General features: G+C 66.7%; 12 protein-coding genes and 1 pseudogene. 3 read left to right on the top strand and 10 right to left on the bottom strand.

Features of this window, described 5'->3' with window-relative positions; all coding sequences use genetic code 11:
• Positions 1–89 precede the first annotated feature (89 nt).
• From aceK to AC3IPM_RS17755, 10 genes and pseudogenes are all read right to left on the bottom strand, one after another.
• Complete coding sequence (gene aceK, locus AC3IPM_RS17710) at positions 90–1,802, bottom strand: bifunctional isocitrate dehydrogenase kinase/phosphatase (protein WP_489301558.1); 1,713 nt, start codon at positions 1,800–1,802, stop codon at positions 90–92.
• Positions 1,803–2,048: 246 nt separating this feature from the next.
• Positions 2,049–2,408, bottom strand: a complete 360-nt coding sequence (locus AC3IPM_RS17715) for a hypothetical protein (protein WP_256776593.1) — start codon at positions 2,406–2,408, stop codon at positions 2,049–2,051.
• 50 nt (positions 2,409–2,458) lie between these two features.
• Positions 2,459–2,872 (bottom strand): annotated as a pseudogene (locus AC3IPM_RS17720) (roadblock/LC7 domain-containing protein); the annotation flags it as partial.
• Positions 2,865–3,413, bottom strand: coding sequence for a GTP-binding protein (locus tag AC3IPM_RS17725; RefSeq protein ID WP_489301559.1), 549 nt, complete (start codon positions 3,411–3,413; stop codon positions 2,865–2,867). The pseudogene AC3IPM_RS17720 and the gene AC3IPM_RS17725, both read right to left, overlap by 8 nt.
• 2 nt (positions 3,414–3,415) lie before the next feature.
• Positions 3,416–4,372, bottom strand: coding sequence for a hypothetical protein (locus tag AC3IPM_RS17730; RefSeq protein WP_489301560.1), 957 nt, complete (start codon positions 4,370–4,372; stop codon positions 3,416–3,418).
• A 279-nt stretch (positions 4,373–4,651) separates the two neighbouring features.
• Positions 4,652–6,877 carry an NADP-dependent isocitrate dehydrogenase gene (locus tag AC3IPM_RS17735; RefSeq protein ID WP_489301561.1) on the bottom strand — a complete coding sequence of 742 codons (2,226 nt, stop codon included), beginning with the start codon at positions 6,875–6,877 and terminating at the stop codon, positions 4,652–4,654.
• Between the two features lie 494 nt (positions 6,878–7,371).
• Complete coding sequence (locus AC3IPM_RS17740; RefSeq protein ID WP_489301562.1) at positions 7,372–7,872, bottom strand: hypothetical protein; 501 nt, start codon at positions 7,870–7,872, stop codon at positions 7,372–7,374.
• 43 nt (positions 7,873–7,915) lie between these two features.
• Entirely contained in the window at positions 7,916–8,212 is a 297-nt protein-coding gene (locus AC3IPM_RS17745) for a LysM peptidoglycan-binding domain-containing protein (protein ID WP_489301563.1), read from the bottom strand.
• A 130-nt stretch (positions 8,213–8,342) separates the two neighbouring features.
• Positions 8,343–9,161, bottom strand: a complete 819-nt coding sequence (gene queF / locus AC3IPM_RS17750) for an NADPH-dependent 7-cyano-7-deazaguanine reductase QueF (protein WP_489301564.1) — start codon at positions 9,159–9,161, stop codon at positions 8,343–8,345.
• 156 nt (positions 9,162–9,317) lie between these two features.
• A complete protein-coding gene (locus tag AC3IPM_RS17755; RefSeq protein ID WP_489301565.1) occupies positions 9,318–10,643 on the bottom strand; it encodes a M20 family metallopeptidase in 1,326 nt (441 codons plus the stop codon).
• A 226-nt stretch (positions 10,644–10,869) separates the two neighbouring features.
• Between AC3IPM_RS17755 and AC3IPM_RS17760 the strand changes: the two genes are divergently transcribed.
• From AC3IPM_RS17760 to AC3IPM_RS17770, 3 genes are all read left to right on the top strand, one after another.
• Positions 10,870–12,114, top strand: coding sequence for an efflux RND transporter periplasmic adaptor subunit (locus tag AC3IPM_RS17760; protein ID WP_489301566.1), 1,245 nt, complete (start codon positions 10,870–10,872; stop codon positions 12,112–12,114).
• Positions 12,115–12,202: 88 nt separating this feature from the next.
• Positions 12,203–15,436 (top strand): efflux RND transporter permease subunit, encoded by a 3,234-nt coding sequence (locus AC3IPM_RS17765; protein ID WP_489301567.1) that lies wholly within the window; start codon positions 12,203–12,205, stop codon positions 15,434–15,436.
• 34 nt (positions 15,437–15,470) lie between these two features.
• Positions 15,471–18,593, top strand: coding sequence for an efflux RND transporter permease subunit (locus tag AC3IPM_RS17770; RefSeq protein ID WP_489301568.1), 3,123 nt, complete (start codon positions 15,471–15,473; stop codon positions 18,591–18,593).
• Position 18,594 lies beyond the last annotated feature (1 nt).

Raw genomic sequence — 18,594 nt, forward strand, 5'->3', positions numbered from 1 at the left:
GCATGACTCCGTGTCCGATGGTGGGCCAAGCCTACCCCGGAGTTCGCCCGCATGCAGCTACCCCAACAATGAAGCTCACACGCCCGCCTTCACGCCAACTTGTGAGCCAACGCATAAGGCGGCGTATCCGGGTATTCGCCCACGGCAAAGCGCGCCTGCAATGCCTGCCACCATTCCGGATCGAACAGGTGCCGGTGCTGCTCGCGTACCGCGGCCAGTTCCAGCGCCGGCAGGCCCATGAACATCCAGAAGCGCTCGGGGAACACATCGCGCGGGCCGATCTGGAACCACGGCTCGTCAGCCAGCGCTTCCTCCTCGTTTCGTGGCGCGGGCCAGACGCGGAAGTTGCAGTCGCTGACCAGGCACAACTCGTCGTAGTCATAGAACACCGCGCGGCCATGCCGGGACACACCGAAGTTCTTCGGCAGCATGTCGCCGGGGAAGATGTTGTTGCGGGCCATGTCCGTGATCGCCTGCGCATAGTCCAACGCCGCGGCAAGCCGCGCATCGGCAGTCTGCTCGCGCAGGTACAGGTTGAGCGGACGGAAGCGGCGCTGCACATAGCACAACGCAATCACCAACTCGTCGCCCTCTTCGCGCACGCTGGCACTGCACTGGTTCAGCAGTTCCTCGCGCAATGCCGGGGCGAAACGCGCACGTGGAAACCGCAGGTGGCGGTACGGCTGTGCGTCGAGCAGGCGGCCTACCCGGTCCAGGTTGAACACCAGTGCGTACTTCTCCTCGACCTGGTGGCGGGTCATGGTTTTGGGCCACGCGAAGCGGTCGCGGATCAGCTTGAACACCAGCGGATAGCTGGGCAGCGTAAACACGGCCATGACCATGCCCGGCGTGCCGTCGGCATGCACGAGCTGTGCGTCGGGGTGCTCATGGAAGTGGCGGAAGAAGGTGCGGTAGCGCTCGGTCTTGCCCTGCTTGGCACGGCCGAGCACGGTGTAGATTTCATCGATCGGCTTGGCCGGCAGCAGGCTGCGCAGGAACACCACCGCATCGCCGACCGTGCCCAGGTCGGCCTGGAAATAGCTGCGCGACACCCCGAACAGGTGCGCGACATCGCGTCGCCGGGTCAGCACGGCTTCCGCACGCAGGCCCTTGTCATCGTTGACCAGGGCGATCACGCAGGGAGAGAAGCGATGCTCGCCGAACACGCGCCCGACCAGATACGCGCGGCGCTCGCGGTAGAACACGGTGTCGAGCAGTTCGATGCTGCGCGCCGGGTAATCACCCCAGTGGGCGAGGTCGTCCTGCAGGCGCACCGCGATCGATGCCGCGCAGCGCAACTGGTGCGCATAGGGCACCTCGAATCGGTAGTCGCCAAGGACCCGCATGAAGGCCTCGGCCGGACGGTTCGCCGAAAGCGTGTAGCTGTGTCGCGCGACCGGATGGGTGATGGCATCGGACGGCTCGACATCGATCGCCATGAACTCCACCGCCGCGTCCACGCCCTCGGTGGCGAACAAGCGGCGTGCCAGCGTGTTGTAGAAGGTCTTGTACAGCTCGGCGTCGATCAGCCCCTCGATCGAGCCGGCGAAGGCCTGGCGTACCTGCTGCCACAGCGTGCGGGTGCCGATGGCTTCACCGGCGGTACGCCGCAGCACATCCACGGTTTCGGCGATGCAACGGTCATACAGCCCGATGCGCTCTACCGCATCCTGGCGGGCGCCGGCCCAATCGCGGGTTTCAAAGCGCCCTTTGGCCCGCCGGGTGATCCCGGCGAAGCGCGCATGGTAGGTCTCGAATCCCGTCTGGATACGAGCAGCCAGCGTGGCCGGCAACGTGGTCATCGTGCCCCCGTGCAGGACAGGGATGCCGCAGAACGATCAAGGCCAGACATGCATCCGCATCCGAAGGACCGGACTCCACCATACGGCAGCGACTGTGGGCTTGCCCAGCCTTCCAGGGCCACTGCTCTGTCTTCGTTCCGGGTCTGAGGCGAGCATCGGGGCCAGCGCCCCAGCCATCTGCACCGCGGCGCCTTACACGGCAAAATGCCGCCGACGCCCACCACGAGCGCCGACGGCGGAGCAAACCTAGAGCGCCAGATCCGCTTCCACGTCCTGCACCTTGCGCCGCGCCAGGGCCAGGTTGGACTTGTTGCGGTCCAGGACCAGATACAGGAACAGGCCCTTCTTGCGCGAGACCGGGCGCAGGATGTGATACGCCTTGCCGAGCGAGATCAGGATGTCTTCGATGGTGTCATTGAGATTGAGCGATGCCGCCGTTTTCATCTTCGCCCGGATCACTTCGGTATTGCCGGCGGCCGCCACCTCCATGTCCATTCCCGAGCCGGCCTCCCCCAGCAGCATCCCGCTCTCGTAATCGACCAGCGCCACCGCCTGCGCGCCGTCGATGGTCATCAGCGCGTTCAAGGTATCGTCGAGTCCTGCCATGTTGCACCCCGTTGGTTGTCGAGCCCCGTTTTCTCGTGCGGATCGGCTCGTGATCCGCTGAGTTCGGCCATGATGTTGCGGCCACATTGCTTGGCACTCCACAGCACTTTGCCGATCACGCAGCGTGCATCGCAGGCGGTCATCAGCAGCAACGGTGCCGGCAGCGAAGGCAGCGCCAGCATCAGCACCTTGCCTTCGCCGGCTTCAAGCATCAGCACCTCCAGTTCTCCCAGCGACAACTCCCGGCCCACCGCCGCCGCCAAGGCCAGCATCGCGCTGGTCATCGCAGCCAGCCGCTCGCCGTTGCCGTGCGTGCCCGCCGCCGGCACCAGCGCGAAGCCATCCACGCTGGCCAGCACCACGCTGCGCACCCCGGTGATGTCGTCCGCGAAGGTCTGCAGGTGCGCGCTCAAGCGCGCGCGCAGTTGCGTATCCAGATGACGGGAATCGTGTCCATCAGCCATGGGCCAGCACCAGCTCACGCGCTTCCATCTCACTCATCAGCACATCCATCAGGCACAGGCCCTGCTCGCGGTCGCGCGCATCCAGCGGCACCACCGGCAACTCACGCCCGCCCTGGCTGGCCTGCAGCGCACAGGCGTCCAGGTCGAATTGGGGAGCCAGGTCCAGCCGCGAAATGCCGATCACTGCCGGTACCTGCGCGGCGTGTTGCTGCAGCACATCCAGGTACGCACCCAGTTCGGTGGCGGCGGCCGTGCGGGTGGCATCCAGCAGCAGCACCACCCCGCTCGCCCCCTGCAGCAGGATCGGCCACAGGAAGTCGAAACGCTGCTGCCCGGGCGTGCCGTACAGGCGCAGGCGGTCGCCGTTGGGAAGATCGATATCGGCGTAGTCCATCGCTACCGTAGTGGAGGCCTTGTCGGCGCCCTGGCGGTCGCTGTTGTGCACGTCGGTGTCGATCACCGCACCGGCGGCGATCGCCCTGACCAAGGTGGATTTGCCGCTGCCCATCGTCCCCAACACCACGATCTTGTGTTCGCGCACGCTCAGCTCCCGCTTCGCTGGCGCACGCTGCGCCACATGCGGGCCAGCAGGCTGCCACCGGCGCTGCCTTCGGCGCGCACGCTGCGGGCCGACGTTGCCGAGGTCTCCAGCGCGGCATAGCCGCACAGATAGGCCGGGTGCACGAAGGCGCGGACCGCCGCGCCCGGGATGTCCAGCAGCGAAGCGCATTCGTCCACGCTGCAGGCGCGCTTGAGCAGCAGCGAGCACAGCCGGAAGCTGTCGTGCTGATGGCCCAGTACGCGGAAGTCCGGCCAGCGCAGCAGCTTGACCCGCGCCTGCTGCTGCAGCCGCGTATCCAGGTCGTGCCAGTGCGCCGGATGCTGCCCCCATTGCCACAACAACGGTCGCAACGATTGCCGCGGCAGCGCGCCGGACAACTGCGCATAGCGTTTGGCGGACAGACCATGCAGGGCCAGCTGTTCGAAGCCGTCGGACAACGCCTGCGCCAGCGCGGTCGTGGAGGCAGCGGTGGGCACCACCATCTGGTCCTGGGTGAAATCAATCAACACCTGCACCTCATCGTGCAGGACCAGCAGCGCATGGCCCTGGCGTGATTGCAGGCTTTCACGCAGCGCGCGGGTGATGGCTTTCGCGCCGCGCGCCGCACACGGCTCGTCGATGGGCGCCGCGGCGGCGGGCATCCGCCGCAGCGCGTGCTCGATGGCATGGTCGTCCAGCACCGCATGCTCATCGCCCTGGCCGTGGCGCAGGTGGCCCTGCTGGTCTTCGATCCAGAACTGGATGCGCGGGCGCTCGCGCACCATCCGCAGCGCGGCGTTGCGCAGCGCCGGGGTGTCCTTGATCACCAACAGGTCGCAGTCGTCGAGGTCGCGACAACTGCGCACAAGGTCGGCCGGCAACGACGCCGCTGCGCGCAGGCGCTGCAGCAGTGCGTGCTCCCCCTGGATATCCGATCCGACCACCAGCACCCTCGCCATCGCCTTCCCCCTGCGTCCTGAGAGACCACATCTGCTGCGGAAAAGATCGTGGCTAGGCTATGCCAAGGTTCTCAATCCATAAGTGATGGATCGCACAGATTGAAGTGAAGTTTCCGCGCGTTCGCGTGGGCGCAAGACACTGCTGCGACAAGGCAAGTTCCGTACCAATGATGTTGACGCGGTCTTCATCGGAAGCGAGGTGTGTGCGATGAACGCCCAACAAAAAACCCGCGCCGAAGCGCGGGTTTCTCGTCCATCACTGCAACTGCGCTGTCGCGCTTACAGGGCGGCCAGCGCACCGTTGAAGGTAGTGCTCGGACGCATCGCGGCGGCGGCCTTGGCCACGTCCGGACGGTAGTAGCCACCAATGTCGACCGGCTTGCCCTGCACGGCGGCCAGCTCGGCCACGATGGCCTGCTCGTTGTCGGCCAGGGCCTGGGCCAGCGGGGCGAAGCGGGCCTTCAGCGCGGCATCGTCATTCTGCGCGGCGAGGGCCTGGGCCCAGTACAGCGCGATGTAGAAGTGACTGCCACGGTTGTCGATGCCACCGAGCTTGCGCGACGGCGACTTGTCGTTGTCCAGGAACTGGCCGTTGGCCTGGTCCAGGGTCCGGGCCAGCACGCTGGCACCGGCATTGTTGTAACGGTTGCCCAGGTGCTCCAGCGATGCGGCCAGGGCCAGGAACTCACCCAGCGAATCCCAGCGCAGGTAGTCCTCTTCCACGAACTGCTGCACGTGCTTGGGTGCCGAACCGCCGGCACCGGTCTCGAACAGGCCACCACCGGCCATCAGCGGCACGATGGACAGCATCTTGGCGCTGGTGCCCAGCTCCATGATCGGGAACAGGTCGGTGAGGTAATCGCGCAGCACGTTGCCGGTCACCGAGATGGTGTCCTCACCCTTGCGGATGCGATCCAGCGAGAACGCAGTGGCCTCGACGGGGGCCAGGATGCGGATATCCAGACCGGTGGTGTCGTGGTCCTTCAGGTAGGTTTCGACCTTGGCGATCACCTGTGCATCGTGGGCACGCGCGGCATCCAGCCAGAACACGGCCGGGGTACCGCTCAGGCGCGCACGGTTGACGGCCAGCTTCACCCAGTCCTGGATCGGGGCGTCCTTGGTCTGGCACATGCGCCAGATGTCGCCGGTCTGCACGGCGTGCTCGAACACCACGCTGCCGGCCTCGTCGGTGACGCGCACGGTGCCGCCGGCCGGAATCTGGAAGGTCTTGTCGTGCGAGCCGTACTCCTCGGCCTTCTGCGCCATCAGGCCGACGTTGGGCACCGAGCCCATGGTGGCCGGGTCGAACGCGCCGTGGGTGCGGCAGTCATCGATCACGGCCTGGTACACACCGGCGTAGCAGCGGTCCGGAATCACGGCCTTGGTGTCCTGCAGCTTGCCGGCGGCATTCCACATGCCACCGGAGTCGCGGATCATCGCCGGCATCGACGCATCGACGATCACGTCGCTGGGCACGTGCAGGTTGGTGATGCCCTTGTCGGAATTGACCATGGCCAGGCCCGGACGCTTGCCGTATTCGGCGGCCAGGTCGGCCTTGATGGTTTCCTGCAGCGCCTCGGGCAGCTGCGGCAGGCGTGCATAGAGGTCGCCGATGCCGTTGTTGGGATCGAAACCGGCCTGCTTGAGCACGTCGGCGTGCTTGGCCAGTACGTCCTTGTAGAACTCTTCCACGACCACACCGAACATGATCGGGTCGGAGACCTTCATCATGGTCGCCTTCAGGTGCAGCGAGAACAGCACGCCACGGGCCTTGGCATCGGCGATCTGGGCCTGCACGAAGCTGGCCAGCGCGCTGCGGCTCATCACCGCCGCATCGACGATCTCACCGGCCTTGACCGCGGTCTTTTCCTTCAGCACGACGCTGCTGCCATCGGCCTTGCGCAGTTCGATCTTCAGGCTGCCGGCGTTGGCCAGGGTGGCCGACTTCTCGCTGCCGTAGAAATCACCGCCGTCCATGTGCGACACGTGCGACTTGGATTCTGTGGACCACTTGCCCATGCGGTGCGGGTGCTTGCGGGCGTAGTTCTTCACCGACAGCGGTGCGCGGCGATCGGAGTTGCCTTCGCGCAGCACCGGGTTGACCGCGCTGCCCTTGACCTTGTCGTAGCGCGCCTTGATGTCGCGCGAGACGTCATCGGTGGGCACGTCCGGGTAGTTCGGCAGGGCAAAGCCCTGGTCCTGCAGTTCCTTGATGGCCGCCTTCAACTGCGGCACCGAGGCGCTGATGTTGGGCAGCTTGATGATGTTCGCATCCGGGGTGGTCGCCAGCTGGCCGAGCTCGGCCAGGTGGTCGGTTTCCTTCTGCGCGTCCTTCAGGTAATCCGGGAACAGCGCCAGGATGCGACCGGACAGGGAGATGTCGCGGGTTTCCACCGCGATGCCGGCGGTGGCGGTGTAGGCCTCGACGATCGGCAGCAGCGACTGGGTGGCCAGGAACGGGGCTTCATCGGTAAGCGTGTAGAGAATCTTCGGCGAGTTCGACATGGGGGACTGATGCTCTCTTGCGGATCTGATGAGTGATGGCCGACGGCGATGCCGGGCCGCGTGCAACCGTGTCGCGTGCGGGCCGCGCTGGGCGCCGGTCCGCACTTTCCCCGTGGATCGCGCCGGTCGGCGCGCGCTGCGGGAAACCCCGGCATTGTCGCGTTTTCAGCCCCCCGGAGCAAAGCCATCCCATACGCAAACGTACTGGAACAGTGCGATCCGCCGCCGTGGACAGTATCGGCTGCAACCAAACGGCCGCCGTAGAAAAAGTCCTTCTCCCCTTGGAGGGGCGTCTCACTTCCAGATCAACAGCGGCGGTTTCGTTCTGGGTGTGAGGCGAGCGTTGGGGCCGCCTTGATGGCTGGGGCGCGAGGCCTTACACGGGAAAAATGCGCCGAGGACTTCAACCACAGATGGGAGAAGAACCAAAAAAAAGACGCAGCCTTGCGGCTGCGTCCATCGTGAACCCGTGCCGGGAGAGAGTCGGCGTGGGTTTACTTGACTTCAAACTCCTGCGGCGTTCCGGCCGCCTTACCATCTACCATGACTTCCGCGCGGTACTTGCCCGCCGGCCAGCCCTTGGCATTCTTGAAGCTGATGTTGGTGGTCTCGGCACCGGCGGTGTTCAGCGCCTGGTTCTGCTCGCCGGCCACCTGGCCGTCCTGGAAGGTCAGCTTGGCCGCCACATTGGTGTTGTTGGCCGCACCGTCAGTGCGGATCGACACGATGATGTCGTCCTTCGGGGCGAACATCGCCGTGGTGGCCACGCTCTTGTCGGCCGCGGCGGTCTTGCCCACCGTCACGCTGGACACGCTCACCATGGCCGCAGCCATCGGCTCAGGGGCCGCCTGGGTCATCGGCGCCGGCTCGGCCGGGGTCATCGCCGCGGGCTGCGCATTGGCGTCGGCGGTCTCTTCTTTCTTCTTACAGCCGACCAACGCCACGGTGGCCAGCAGGGCAGCGAGTACAGCAGTACTGATTGACGTCTTCTTCATGGAATTCCTCCCGGGGAATCAGTGGACTACAAACAAGGGTGACTCAGCCTTTTGGCGGCAACTTGAGGGTCTGGCCCGGGAATATCTTGTCCGGGTCGTCCAGCACATCACGGTTGGCCTCGAAGATCTTTTTCCAGGCGTTGGCATCGCCCAGTTCCGCTTTGGCGATCTTCGACAGCGAGTCGCCCTTCTGTACGGTGTAGGTGCCGCCGCCGACCTTTTCCGCGGTGGTATCCACCGAAGAGGTCACGCCGGAGAAATCGGCCTTTTCCACCTTCTGCGCGGACGTATCCACGCTGGAGGTGACACCGGAGAAATCGGCTTTCTTATCGGTACTCATCCACACACTCCCGTCTTCATTGACGACATGGGAGGCACGGTGTCACAGCGCTTGTTAATAGGGCATGGCGCAGATGTGAAGAAGCCAGGCGCCCGGGGCAACGACACCCGGGCGTCTGGCGCTGCTGGCGCTACTGGCGCAGGTCGCGCACGGTGCGGGCCGGGTGCTCGATGCCCGGGCTGGCCCGCCACGGGTTGATATCCAGGCCGCCACGACGGGTATAGCGCGCTTCCACCTCCAGCCACTGCGGTGCGCAGCGCTGGGTGATCTCGCTGAAGATGCGTTCCACGCACTGCTCATGGAACTCGGCATGCTCGCGGTAGCTGATCAGGTACTTGAGCAGGCCCTCGCGGTCCAGCTGCGGGCCGCGGTAGCGGATGCTGACACTGGCCCAGTCCGGCTGGCCGGTGACCGGGCAGTTGGATTTGAGCAGCGCCGAGCTCAGCGTCTCGGTGACTATCTGGCCGGCATCGGCCGACAGGTACTCCGGCGCCGGCGGGCCATAGCGCTCGATCGCCACGTCCAGCTCGTCCAGCGACTCGCCTTCGGCCTCTTCGACCAGCAGCGGCACGCCGAAACGCACCGTCACCACCGCGCCGGCACAGGCCGACAGGTCCGTGGTGATCTGCAGGCGGGCCGCTTCGTCATCCTCGAAGCGGGTGCTGTTGAGCGAGTTGAGGTAAAGCTTGAACGACTTGGATTCAATCAGGTTCGGCGAGGTGCACGGCACGCTGACCGTGGCCACCGCGACGCGCGGCTTGCCGCGCCGGTCCAGCCAGCTCAGCTCATAGGCCTGCCAGCGGTCATGGCCAACGAAGGGCAGCGCCGCTTCGTCCAGGCCGATCTCCTCGCGTGCGCCACGGCGCGGGATGGGGAACAGCAGGCTGGAATCGTACTGCGACGGGTAAGCAACCTCGCGACCGAGGCTGGAGTCCTGGGGGGTATTCATGGGGCCATTTTATGCTGGTGGCGTGTTGGCGGCCGATTCGGGGTTGGCCGGGGGCTGAAAGCAGTCCCGACCAACGGTCGGGACCTACCGCTTCAGCTCCTGCCCACCGCTTCAGGTCCGGGCGGCCGCCTTGGCGGCCGCCCGCGGCGCTGGCAATCAGCCCGCAGCCGGGGCCGGGGTGCCGTTGAGGTAGTCCAGGCTCACCTGCAGCAACGCGCGCAAGCCCACGTCCAGCGCCTTCTCGTCGAGCAGGAACTTCGGCGAGTGGTTGGCCGGCGCGGTCGCCGGGTCGATGCCTTCGCTGGTGGCGCCGACGAAGAAGAACAGGCCCGGCACCTCCTTGGCATACAGCGAGAAGTCCTCGGCACCCATCTGCAGCGGCGGCTCGTACACGTTGTCCTTGCCCACCACGGCCTGCAGGCTGGGCAGCATGCGGGCGGTCAGCGCCGGGTCGTTGACCGTGGCCGGGTTGCCCTCGGACTCGTAGATCTCGGTCTGCGCCTTGGCCCCGTGGGCGGCGGCGGTGTGCTCGGCGACGTTGCGCAGGTCGGCGAAGATCTGCTGGCGCATGCCCTCGTCGAAGGTGCGGATGGTGCCCACCATCTCCACCTCGTCGGGGATGATGTTGTAGCGGATGCCGCCCTTGATCGCGCCGAAGGTCAGTACCGCCGGCTGCTTGGACAGGTTGGCCCGGCGGCTGACGATGGTCTGCGCGGTGCCGACCAGGTCGGCGGTGGCCACGATCGGGTCGACCCCGTTCCATGGCGCCGACCCGTGGGTCTGGCGGCCGATGACCTTGATGCCGAAGCGGTCCGACGCGGCCATCAGCGGGCCGCCGCGCACCGCGATCTGCCCCGCCTGCACGGTGGAGAACACGTGCAGGCCAAACACGGCTTCGGGCTTGAAGTCGGCGAACAGGCCTTCCTTGAGCATCAGCGACGCACCGCCCTCTTCCGGCGGCGGTGCGCCTTCCTCGGAGGGCTGGAAGATCAGCATCACTTCACCGGGCAGGCTGGCCTGCATTTTCACCAGCGCATCGGCTACCCCCAACAGGGTGGCGGTATGGGCGTCGTGGCCGCAGGCGTGCATCACCCCGACCGGCTCGCCGCGGTAGGTGCTGGTGGCCTTGGAGGCGAACGCCAGGCCAGTCTGCTCGGTCACCGGCAACGCATCCATATCCGCGCGCAGGGCGATCCGCGGGCCGGGCTTGCCGCCCTTGATGATGGCCACCACGCCATGGTGAGCGATCCCGGTCTTGGGCTTGAGGCCCATCGCGCGCAGCTGCTCGGCGACCTTGGCCGCGGTGCGCTCTTCGCGGTTGGACAGCTCGGGGTGCTGGTGGAAATCGCGCCGCCAGTCGACCACCTTGGCCTTGAGCCGGGTCGCCGCCGCGGTCACTTCGGGGCGCTCGGCAGGGGCGGCCGCGGCCAGCGCGGGGCAGGCAAGCAGCAGGGCAGACAGCAGCAGCGACAGACGGGGCATTGCGGATCTCCACGAAGCACGAAGGGCAGTCGAAACTGAATGTAGGCCATCGGCGCGCGGCGCGCTGTAACTTTCTGCCGCTACAGACGTTCACCCATGGAACCTGGCCGGTCACATCCGGTCTGATCGCCCGTCCCATCCGTCATGCATGAAAGCCCGCAGCCGACGGGTATGCTTTGCCTCTAGCCAACCGGGCCCTGCCCTCCGCCAGCCTCAGGAGTTTTGAATGTCGCGTTTCTGGAAGATCGTGCTGCTGGTGGTCGCAGTGCTGGTGGTGGGCTTCATCGGCATGCGCATGCTCGGCGGCGGCAAGCCCAAGGGCGATGCGGCGTCGGCCAGTGCCGGCCAGGGCGGCGAGGAGCGCAACACCGGGCCGGTCCCGGTCACCGTGATTGAAGCAGCGCGCCAGGATGTACCGGTCTACGCCAGCGCGCTGGGCACGGTGGCGGCGATGAATACCGTCACGGTCAGCCCGCAGGTCGGCGGCCAGCTGGTCAGCCTGAACTTCAAGGAAGGCCAGGAAGTGAAGCAGGGCGACCTGCTGGCGCAGATCGACCCGCGCACCCTGCAGGCCAGCTACGACGAGGCCGCCGCGGCCAAGCGCCAGAACCAGGCCCAGCTGGCCACCGCACGCTCCAACTACCAGCGTTCCAATTCGCCGGAATACCGCCAGTACGTCGCCAAGACCGACCTGGACACCCAGCGCAACCAGGTGGCGCAGTTCGAGAGCGCGGTGGCCGCCAACGAGGCGAGCATGCGTGCCGCCCAGGTGCAGCTGCAGTACACCCGCGTGACCGCGCCGATCTCCGGCATCGCCGGCATCCGCGCGGTGGACGCCGGCAACATTGTCAGCGCCGGCACCGCGCTGGTCACCCTGACCCAGATCCACCCGATCCACGTGGTGTTCAACCTGCCCGAGCGCCAGCTGCCCGAGGTGCGCCAGGCCCAGCAGGCCGGCCCGGTCGGCATCGCCGCGCTGGACCGCAACGATTCGCACGTGCTCACCGACGGCGGCAAACTGGACGTGGTGGACAACCAGATCAGCAGCGACAGCGGCACCTTCCGCGCCCGTGCGCTGTTCGACAACGCCGACAACATTCTGTGGCCGGGCCAGTTCGTCAACGTGCGCATGCAGCTGCGCACGATTGCCGGCGGCGTGGTGATTCCGACCCAGGCCGTGATGCGCGGCCCGGATGGCGAGTACGTCTACATCGTCAAGCCGGACAACACGGTGGTGATGCAGACCATCAAGAGCGGCGTGGAAGTGGGCGACAGCAATGTGCAGATCACCGACGGCCTGAAGGGCGGTGAGCGGGTGGTCAGCGAAGGCCAGTTCCGGCTCAAGCCGGGCAGCAAGGTCACCGCGCTGAAGCCCGGCGAGACCCCGGCCGCGCCGACCGAGGCCGAGCTCAAGGCCGCCGAACAGCAGCAGAAGGGCGGTGGCAGCCGCCGCGGTGGCGGTCCGCGCTGATCGCGCCCGCCTGATGTTCCTGGCGTCGGCTTCGCGGCCGGCGCCCGCCTGTTCCACTGCAGCATGACGTAACGCCAAGGATCCGCCCGTGGGCTTTTCGACGATCTTCATCCGCCGCCCGATCGCCACCTCGCTGCTGATGGCGGGGCTGTTGCTGCTCGGCATCCTCGGCTACCGCCAGCTGCCGGTATCGGCGCTGCCGGAGATCGATGCGCCCAGCCTGGTGGTGACCACCCAGTACCCGGGCGCGAACGCCACCACCATGGCCTCGCTGGTGACCACGCCGCTGGAGCGCCAGTTCGGGCAGATCTCCGGGCTGGAGATCATGACCTCGGACTCCTCGGCCGGGCTGTCCACGATCATCCTGCAGTTCTCGATGGACCGGAACATCGACATCGCCGCCCAGGACGTGCAGGCCGCGATCCGTCAGGCCACCCTGCCCTCCTCGCTGCCTTACCAGCCGGTCTACAACCGGGTGAACCCGGCCGATGCGGCGATCGTCACGCTCAAGCTCACCTCGGATACGCGCCCGCTGCGCGATGTGAACAACTACGCCGACTCCATCCTGGCCCAGCGCCTGTCGCAGGTGCAGGGCGTGGGCCTGGTGTCGATCGCCGGCAACGTACGCCCGGCCGTGCGCATCCAGGTCAACCCGGCGCAGCTGTCCAACATGGGCCTGACCCTGGAAGAACTGCGCAGCGCGCTGACCCAGGCCAACGTCAACGCACCCAAAGGCTCGCTCAACGGCAAGACCCAGTCCTACAGCATCGGTACCAACGACCAGCTGACCAGCGCCGCCGACTACCGCAGCACCATCATCAGCTACAAAAACGGCCGCCCGGTGCGGCTGTCCGACGTGGCCGAGGTGCTCGATGGGGTGGAGAACGACCAGCTGGCCGCCTGGGCCGATGGCAAGCCGGCGGTGCTGCTGGAAGTGCGCCGCCAGCCCGGTGCCAACATCGTGCAGACCGTCGAGCGCATCCGCGCGTTGCTGCCGCAGTTGCAGAACGTGCTGCCCGCCGACGTGCACCTGGAAATCTTCAATGACCGCACCGAGACCATCCGCGCCTCGGTGCATGAAGTGCAGTTCACCCTGATCCTGACCATCTGCCTGGTGGTGGCGGTGATCTTCGTGTTCCTGCGCCGCTTGTGGGCCACCATCATTCCCTCGGTAGCGGTGCCGCTGTCGCTGGCCGGCACCTTCGGGGTGATGGCCTTCGCCGGCATGTCGCTGGACAATCTGTCGCTGATGGCGCTGGTGGTGGCCACCGGCTTCGTGGTCGACGATGCGATCGTGATGATCGAGAACATCGTGCGTTACATCGAACAGGGCAAGAGCGGTAAGGAAGCGGCCGAGATCGGTGCGCGCCAGATCGGCTTCACCGTGTTGTCGCTGACCATCTCGCTGGTGGCGGTGTTCCTGCCGTTGCTGCTGATGCCCGGCGTCACCGGCCGGCTGTTCCATGAGTTCGCCTGGGTGCTGAGCATCGCGGTGGTGCTGTCGATGCTGATCTCGCTGACGCTCACCCCGATGATGTGCGCCTACCTGCTCAAGCCCGATGCGCTGCCCGAAGGCGAGGACGCGCACGAGCGTGCCGCCGCTGCCGGCAAGCAGAACCTGTGGTCGCGTACCGTGGGTGCCTACGAGCGCAGCCTGGACTGGGTGCTCGAACACCAGCGCATGACCCTGGCCGTGGCGGCCGGCGCACTGGTGCTGACCGTGCTGCTGTACGTGGTGATTCCCAAGGGCCTGCTGCCCGAGCAGGACACCGGGCTGATCACCGGCGTGGTCCAGGCCGACCAGAACATCGCCTTCCCACAGATGGAACAGCGCACCAAGGCCGTGGCCGAAGCGCTGCGCAAGGACCCGGCGGTGACCGGCGTGTCGGCCTTCATCGGCGCCGGCAGCATGAATCCCACGCTCAACCAGGGCCAGCTGTCGATCGTGCTCAAGGAGCGTGGCGACCGCGACGGCCTGGACGAGATCCTGCCGCGCCTGCAGAAGGCCGTGGCCGGCATTCCCGGCGTGGCGCTGTACCTCAAGCCGGTGCAGGACGTCACTCTGGACACCCGCGTGGCCGCCACCGAGTACCAGTACTCGCTGTCGGATGTGGACAGCGCGCAGGTCGCGCTGCAGGCCACCCGCATGACCGAAGCGCTGCGCCAGCGCCCGGAGCTGGCCGACGTGGACAACAACCTGTCCAACCAGGGGCGTGCGCTGGAGCTGACCATCGACCGCGACAAGGCCAGCGTGCTTGGCGTGCCGATGCAGACCATCGACGACACCCTGTACGACGCGTTCGGCCAGCGCCAGATCTCGACCATCTTCACCGAGCTCAACCAGTACCGGGTCGTGCTCGAAGTGGCACCGGAATTCCGCACCAGCACCGCGCTGATGAACCAGCTCGCGGTGGCCTCCAACGGTGCCGGTGCGCTGACCGGCAGCAATGCCACCAACTTCGGTCAGGTCACCTCGTCCAACTCGTCCACCGCCACCGGCATCGGCGCGCAGAACACCGGCATTCCGGTCGGCGCCGGCAACATCATCCCGCTGGCCGCGCTGGCCGAAGGCAAGGTCACCAGCACGCCACTGGTGGTCAGCCACCAGCAGCAGCTGCCGGCGGTGACGGTGTCGTTCAACATCGCGCCGGGCTATTCGCTGTCCGATGCGGTCAAGGCGATCGAGGAAACCAAGGACAGCCTGGACATGCCCTCGCAGGTGCATGCGCAGTTCATCGGCAAGGCCGCCGAGTTCACCGGCAGCCAGACCGACGTGGTGTGGCTGCTGCTGGCCTCGCTGGTGGTGATCTACATCGTGCTCGGCGTGCTGTATGAAAGCTACATCCACCCGATCACCATCATCTCGACCCTGCCACCGGCCGGCGTCGGTGCGCTGCTGGCGCTGATGGCCTGCGGGCTGCCGCTGTCGGTGGATGGCATCGTCGGCATCGTGCTGCTGATCGGCATCGTCAAGAAGAACGGCATCATGATGGTCGACTTCGCCATCGAGGCCCGGCGTGCCGGTGCCAACGCGCACGACGCGATCCGCCGCGCCTGCCTGCTGCGCTTCCGCCCGATCATGATGACCACCGCCGCGGCCATGCTCGGCGCGCTGCCGCTGGCGCTGGGTACCGGCATCGGCTCGGAACTGCGCCGGCCGCTGGGCATCGCCATCGTTGGCGGCCTGCTGCTGTCCCAGCTGGTCACCCTGTACACCACCCCGGTGATCTACCTGTATATGGAGCGCTTCTCCGAATGGCTACGCCAGCGCCGCGAACAGCGCGCGCTGCGCGACGCCCCGGCCGCGCAGGACCCCGCATGAACCGGCTGGCGTCCGGCACCGTGGCGGTGCACGCATGAACATCTCCGGGCCGTTCATCCGCCGCCCGATCGGCACCACGCTGCTGGCCATCGGCCTGTTCGCGATCGGCCTGATCTGCTATCTCAAACTGGGTGTCTCGGCGCTGCCGAACATCCAGATCCCGGTGATCTTCGTGCACGCCAGCCAGTCCGGCGCGGACGCGACCACCATGGCCTCCACGGTCACCGCGCCGCTGGAGCGCCACCTCGGCCAGCTGCCCGGCATCGACCAGATGCGCTCTTCCAGTTCGGAAGGCAGCTCGCTGGTGTTCATGATTTTCCAGAGTGGCGTGGACATCGATTCCGCCGCGCTGGACGTACAGACTGCGATCAACTCGGCGCAGGCCGACCTGCCCTCCGGGCTGGGCTCGCCGATGTACCAGAAAGCCAACCCGAACGACGACCCGGTGATCGCCATCGCGCTCACCTCGCAGACGCAGTCGGCCGACGAGCTCTACAACGTCGCCGATTCACTGCTGGCCCAGCGCATCCGCCAGATCAGCGGGGTGTCGTCGGTGGATATCGCCGGCGCCTCCACGCCCGCCGTGCGGGTGGACGTCAACCTGCGCCTGCTCAACGCGCTCAACCTCACCCCCGATGACCTGCGCAACGCGGTGCGCGCGGCCAACGTCACCTCGCCCACCGGCTTCCTCAGCGACGGCAACACCACCACGGCGATCATCGCCAACGATTCGGTGGCCCGCGCGGCCGACTTCGCCAACCTGGTGATCAAGACCCAGGCCGATGGCCGGGTGATCCGGCTCAAGGACGTGGCCAACGTCTATGACGGCCAGCAGGACGCCTACCAGGCCGCCTGGTTCAACCACAAACCGGCCGTGGTGATGTATGTATTCACCCGCGCGGGGGCCAACATCGTGGAGACCGTGGACCGGGTCAAGGCGCAGATCCCGATGCTGCGCGACTACCTGCAGCCGGGCACCGTCCTCACCCCGTACTTCGACCGCACCCCGACCATCCGCTCGTCGCTGCATGAAGTGCAGATCACCCTGCTGATCAGCCTGGCGATGGTGATCCTGACCATGGCGCTGTTCCTGCGCCGGCTCGCCCCGACCCTGATCGCGGCGATCACCGTGCCACTGTCGCTGGCCGGCTCGGCGCTGGTGATGTACGTCTTCGGCTTCACCTTGAACAACCTCAGCCTGCTGGCGCTGGTCATCGCCATTGGCTTCGTCGTCGATGATGCGATCGTGGTGATCGAGAACATCATGCGCCACCTCGATGAGGGCATGACCCGCATGCAGGCGGCGCTGGCTGGCGCGCGCGAGATCGGCTTCACCATCGTCTCGATCACCGCCTCGCTGGTGGCCGTGTTCATCCCGCTGCTGTTCGCCAGCGGCATGATCGGTGCGTTCTTCCGCGAGTTCACCGTCACCCTGGTGGCGGCGATCGTGGTCTCGATGATCGTCTCGCTGACCCTGACCCCGGCGCTGTGCAGCCGCTTCCTGAGCGCGCATGCCGAACCGGCCAAGCCGTCGCGGATCGGCCGTTTCCTGGACGGCGTGCATGACCGCATGCTGCGTATCTACACGGTGTGCCTGGACTTCTCGCTGCGCCACGCACTGCTGTTGTCGCTGACCCCGATCCTGCTGATCGTGGCCACGGTGATGCTCGGCGGTGCGGTCAAGAAAGGCTCGTTCCCGCCGCAGGACACCGGCCTGATCTGGGGCCGGGCCAATTCCAGCGCCACGGTGTCCTTCGAGGACATGGTCAACCGCCAGCGCCGCATCACCGACATGCTGATGGGCGACCCGGCGGTGAAGACCGTCGGCGTGCGCCTGGGCAGTGGCCGCCAGGGCTCCAGCGCGCAGTTCAACATCGAACTGAAGACCCGCAGCGAGGGACGCCGCGAAACCACGGCGCTGGCGCTGGCACGCCTGAGTGCCAAGGCCGACCGTTACCCCGACCTGCAGCTGCGCCTGCGCGCCATCCAGGATCTGCCCAGCGATGGCGGCGGCGGCAACAGCCAGGGCGCGCAGTACCGCGTCTCGCTGCAGGGCAACGACCTGGCCCAGTTGCAGGAATGGCTGCCCAAGCTGCAGGCCGCACTGAAGAAGAACCCCAAGCTGCGCGACGTCGGCACCGACGTGGACACGGCCGGGTTACGCCAGAACATCGTGATCGACCGTGACAAGGCCGCCCGCCTGGGCGTGTCGGTGGGTGCGATCGACGGTGCGCTGTATGGCGCCTTCGGCCAGCGCCAGATCTCCACCATCTACTCGGATATCAACCAGTACAGCGTGGTGGTCAATGCGCTGCCCGAGCAGACCGCCACGCCGCGGGCACTGGATGAGATCTACGTGCGCGCCGCCAATGGCGAGATGGTGCCGATCACCGCGGTGGCGCACCAGGTGCCGGGGCTGGCCCCGCCGCAGATCACCCACGAAAACCAGTACACCACGATGGACCTGAGCTACAACCTGGCCCCCGGCGTGAGTACCGGCGATGGCGAGGCGATCATCAAGGCCACCGTGGATGGCCTGCGCATGCCCGGCGACATCCGCATCTCCGATGGTGGCGGCTTCAACGTGCAGCTCAATCCGAACTCGATGCTGATCCTGGTGCTGGCGGCGATCATCACCGTGTACCTGGTGCTGGGCATGCTGTACGAAAGCCTGGTGCACCCGGTCACCATCCTGTCCACGCTGCCGGCGGCCGGCGTCGGCGCGCTGCTGGCGTTGTTCGTGACCAACACCGAGTTGTCAGTGATCTCGATGATCGCGCTGGTGCTGCTGATCGGTATCGTCAAGAAGAACGCGATCATGATGATCGACTTCGCCCTGGTCGCGCAGCGCGTGCATGGCATGTCCCCGCGCGACGCCGTGCGCGAAGCCAGCATCGTGCGCTTCCGCCCGATCATGATGACCACCATGGTCGCCATCCTCGCCGCGGTGCCGCTGGCGATCGGGCTGGGCGAGGGTTCCGAGCTGCGCCGCCCGCTGGGCATCGCGATGATCGGCGGGCTGCTGTTCTCGCAGAGCCTGACCCTGCTCAGCACCCCGGCGCTGTACGTGATCTTCTCGTGCCTGCGCGAGCGCTGGGTCGCCCGCCGTGCGCGCCGCCGCGAGAAGAAACTGCTGGCACGCGCCGCACGCGCCTGAT

The organism is Stenotrophomonas sp. GL_111 (assembly GCF_057835245.1).

Bases quoted from the DNA above. Each gene is read 5' to 3' on its own strand.
- AC3IPM_RS17755 (WP_489301565.1), bottom strand. From the start codon at position 10,643: ATGCCCCGTCTGTCGCTGCTGCTGTCTGCCCTGCTGCTTGCCTGCCCC.
- AC3IPM_RS17740 (WP_489301562.1), bottom strand. From the start codon at position 7,872: ATGAAGAAGACGTCAATCAGTACTGCTGTACTCGCTGCCCTGCTGGCC.
- AC3IPM_RS17735 (WP_489301561.1), bottom strand. From the start codon at position 6,877: ATGTCGAACTCGCCGAAGATTCTCTACACGCTTACCGATGAAGCCCCG.
- queF (WP_489301564.1), bottom strand. From the start codon at position 9,161: ATGAATACCCCCCAGGACTCCAGCCTCGGTCGCGAGGTTGCTTACCCG.
- AC3IPM_RS17760 (WP_489301566.1), top strand. From the start codon at position 10,870: ATGTCGCGTTTCTGGAAGATCGTGCTGCTGGTGGTCGCAGTGCTGGTG.
- AC3IPM_RS17715 (WP_256776593.1), bottom strand. From the start codon at position 2,408: ATGGCAGGACTCGACGATACCTTGAACGCGCTGATGACCATCGACGGC.
- AC3IPM_RS17745 (WP_489301563.1), bottom strand. From the start codon at position 8,212: ATGAGTACCGATAAGAAAGCCGATTTCTCCGGTGTCACCTCCAGCGTG.
- aceK (WP_489301558.1), bottom strand. From the start codon at position 1,802: ATGACCACGTTGCCGGCCACGCTGGCTGCTCGTATCCAGACGGGATTC.
- AC3IPM_RS17730 (WP_489301560.1), bottom strand. From the start codon at position 4,372: ATGGCGAGGGTGCTGGTGGTCGGATCGGATATCCAGGGGGAGCACGCA.
- AC3IPM_RS17770 (WP_489301568.1), top strand. From the start codon at position 15,471: ATGAACATCTCCGGGCCGTTCATCCGCCGCCCGATCGGCACCACGCTG.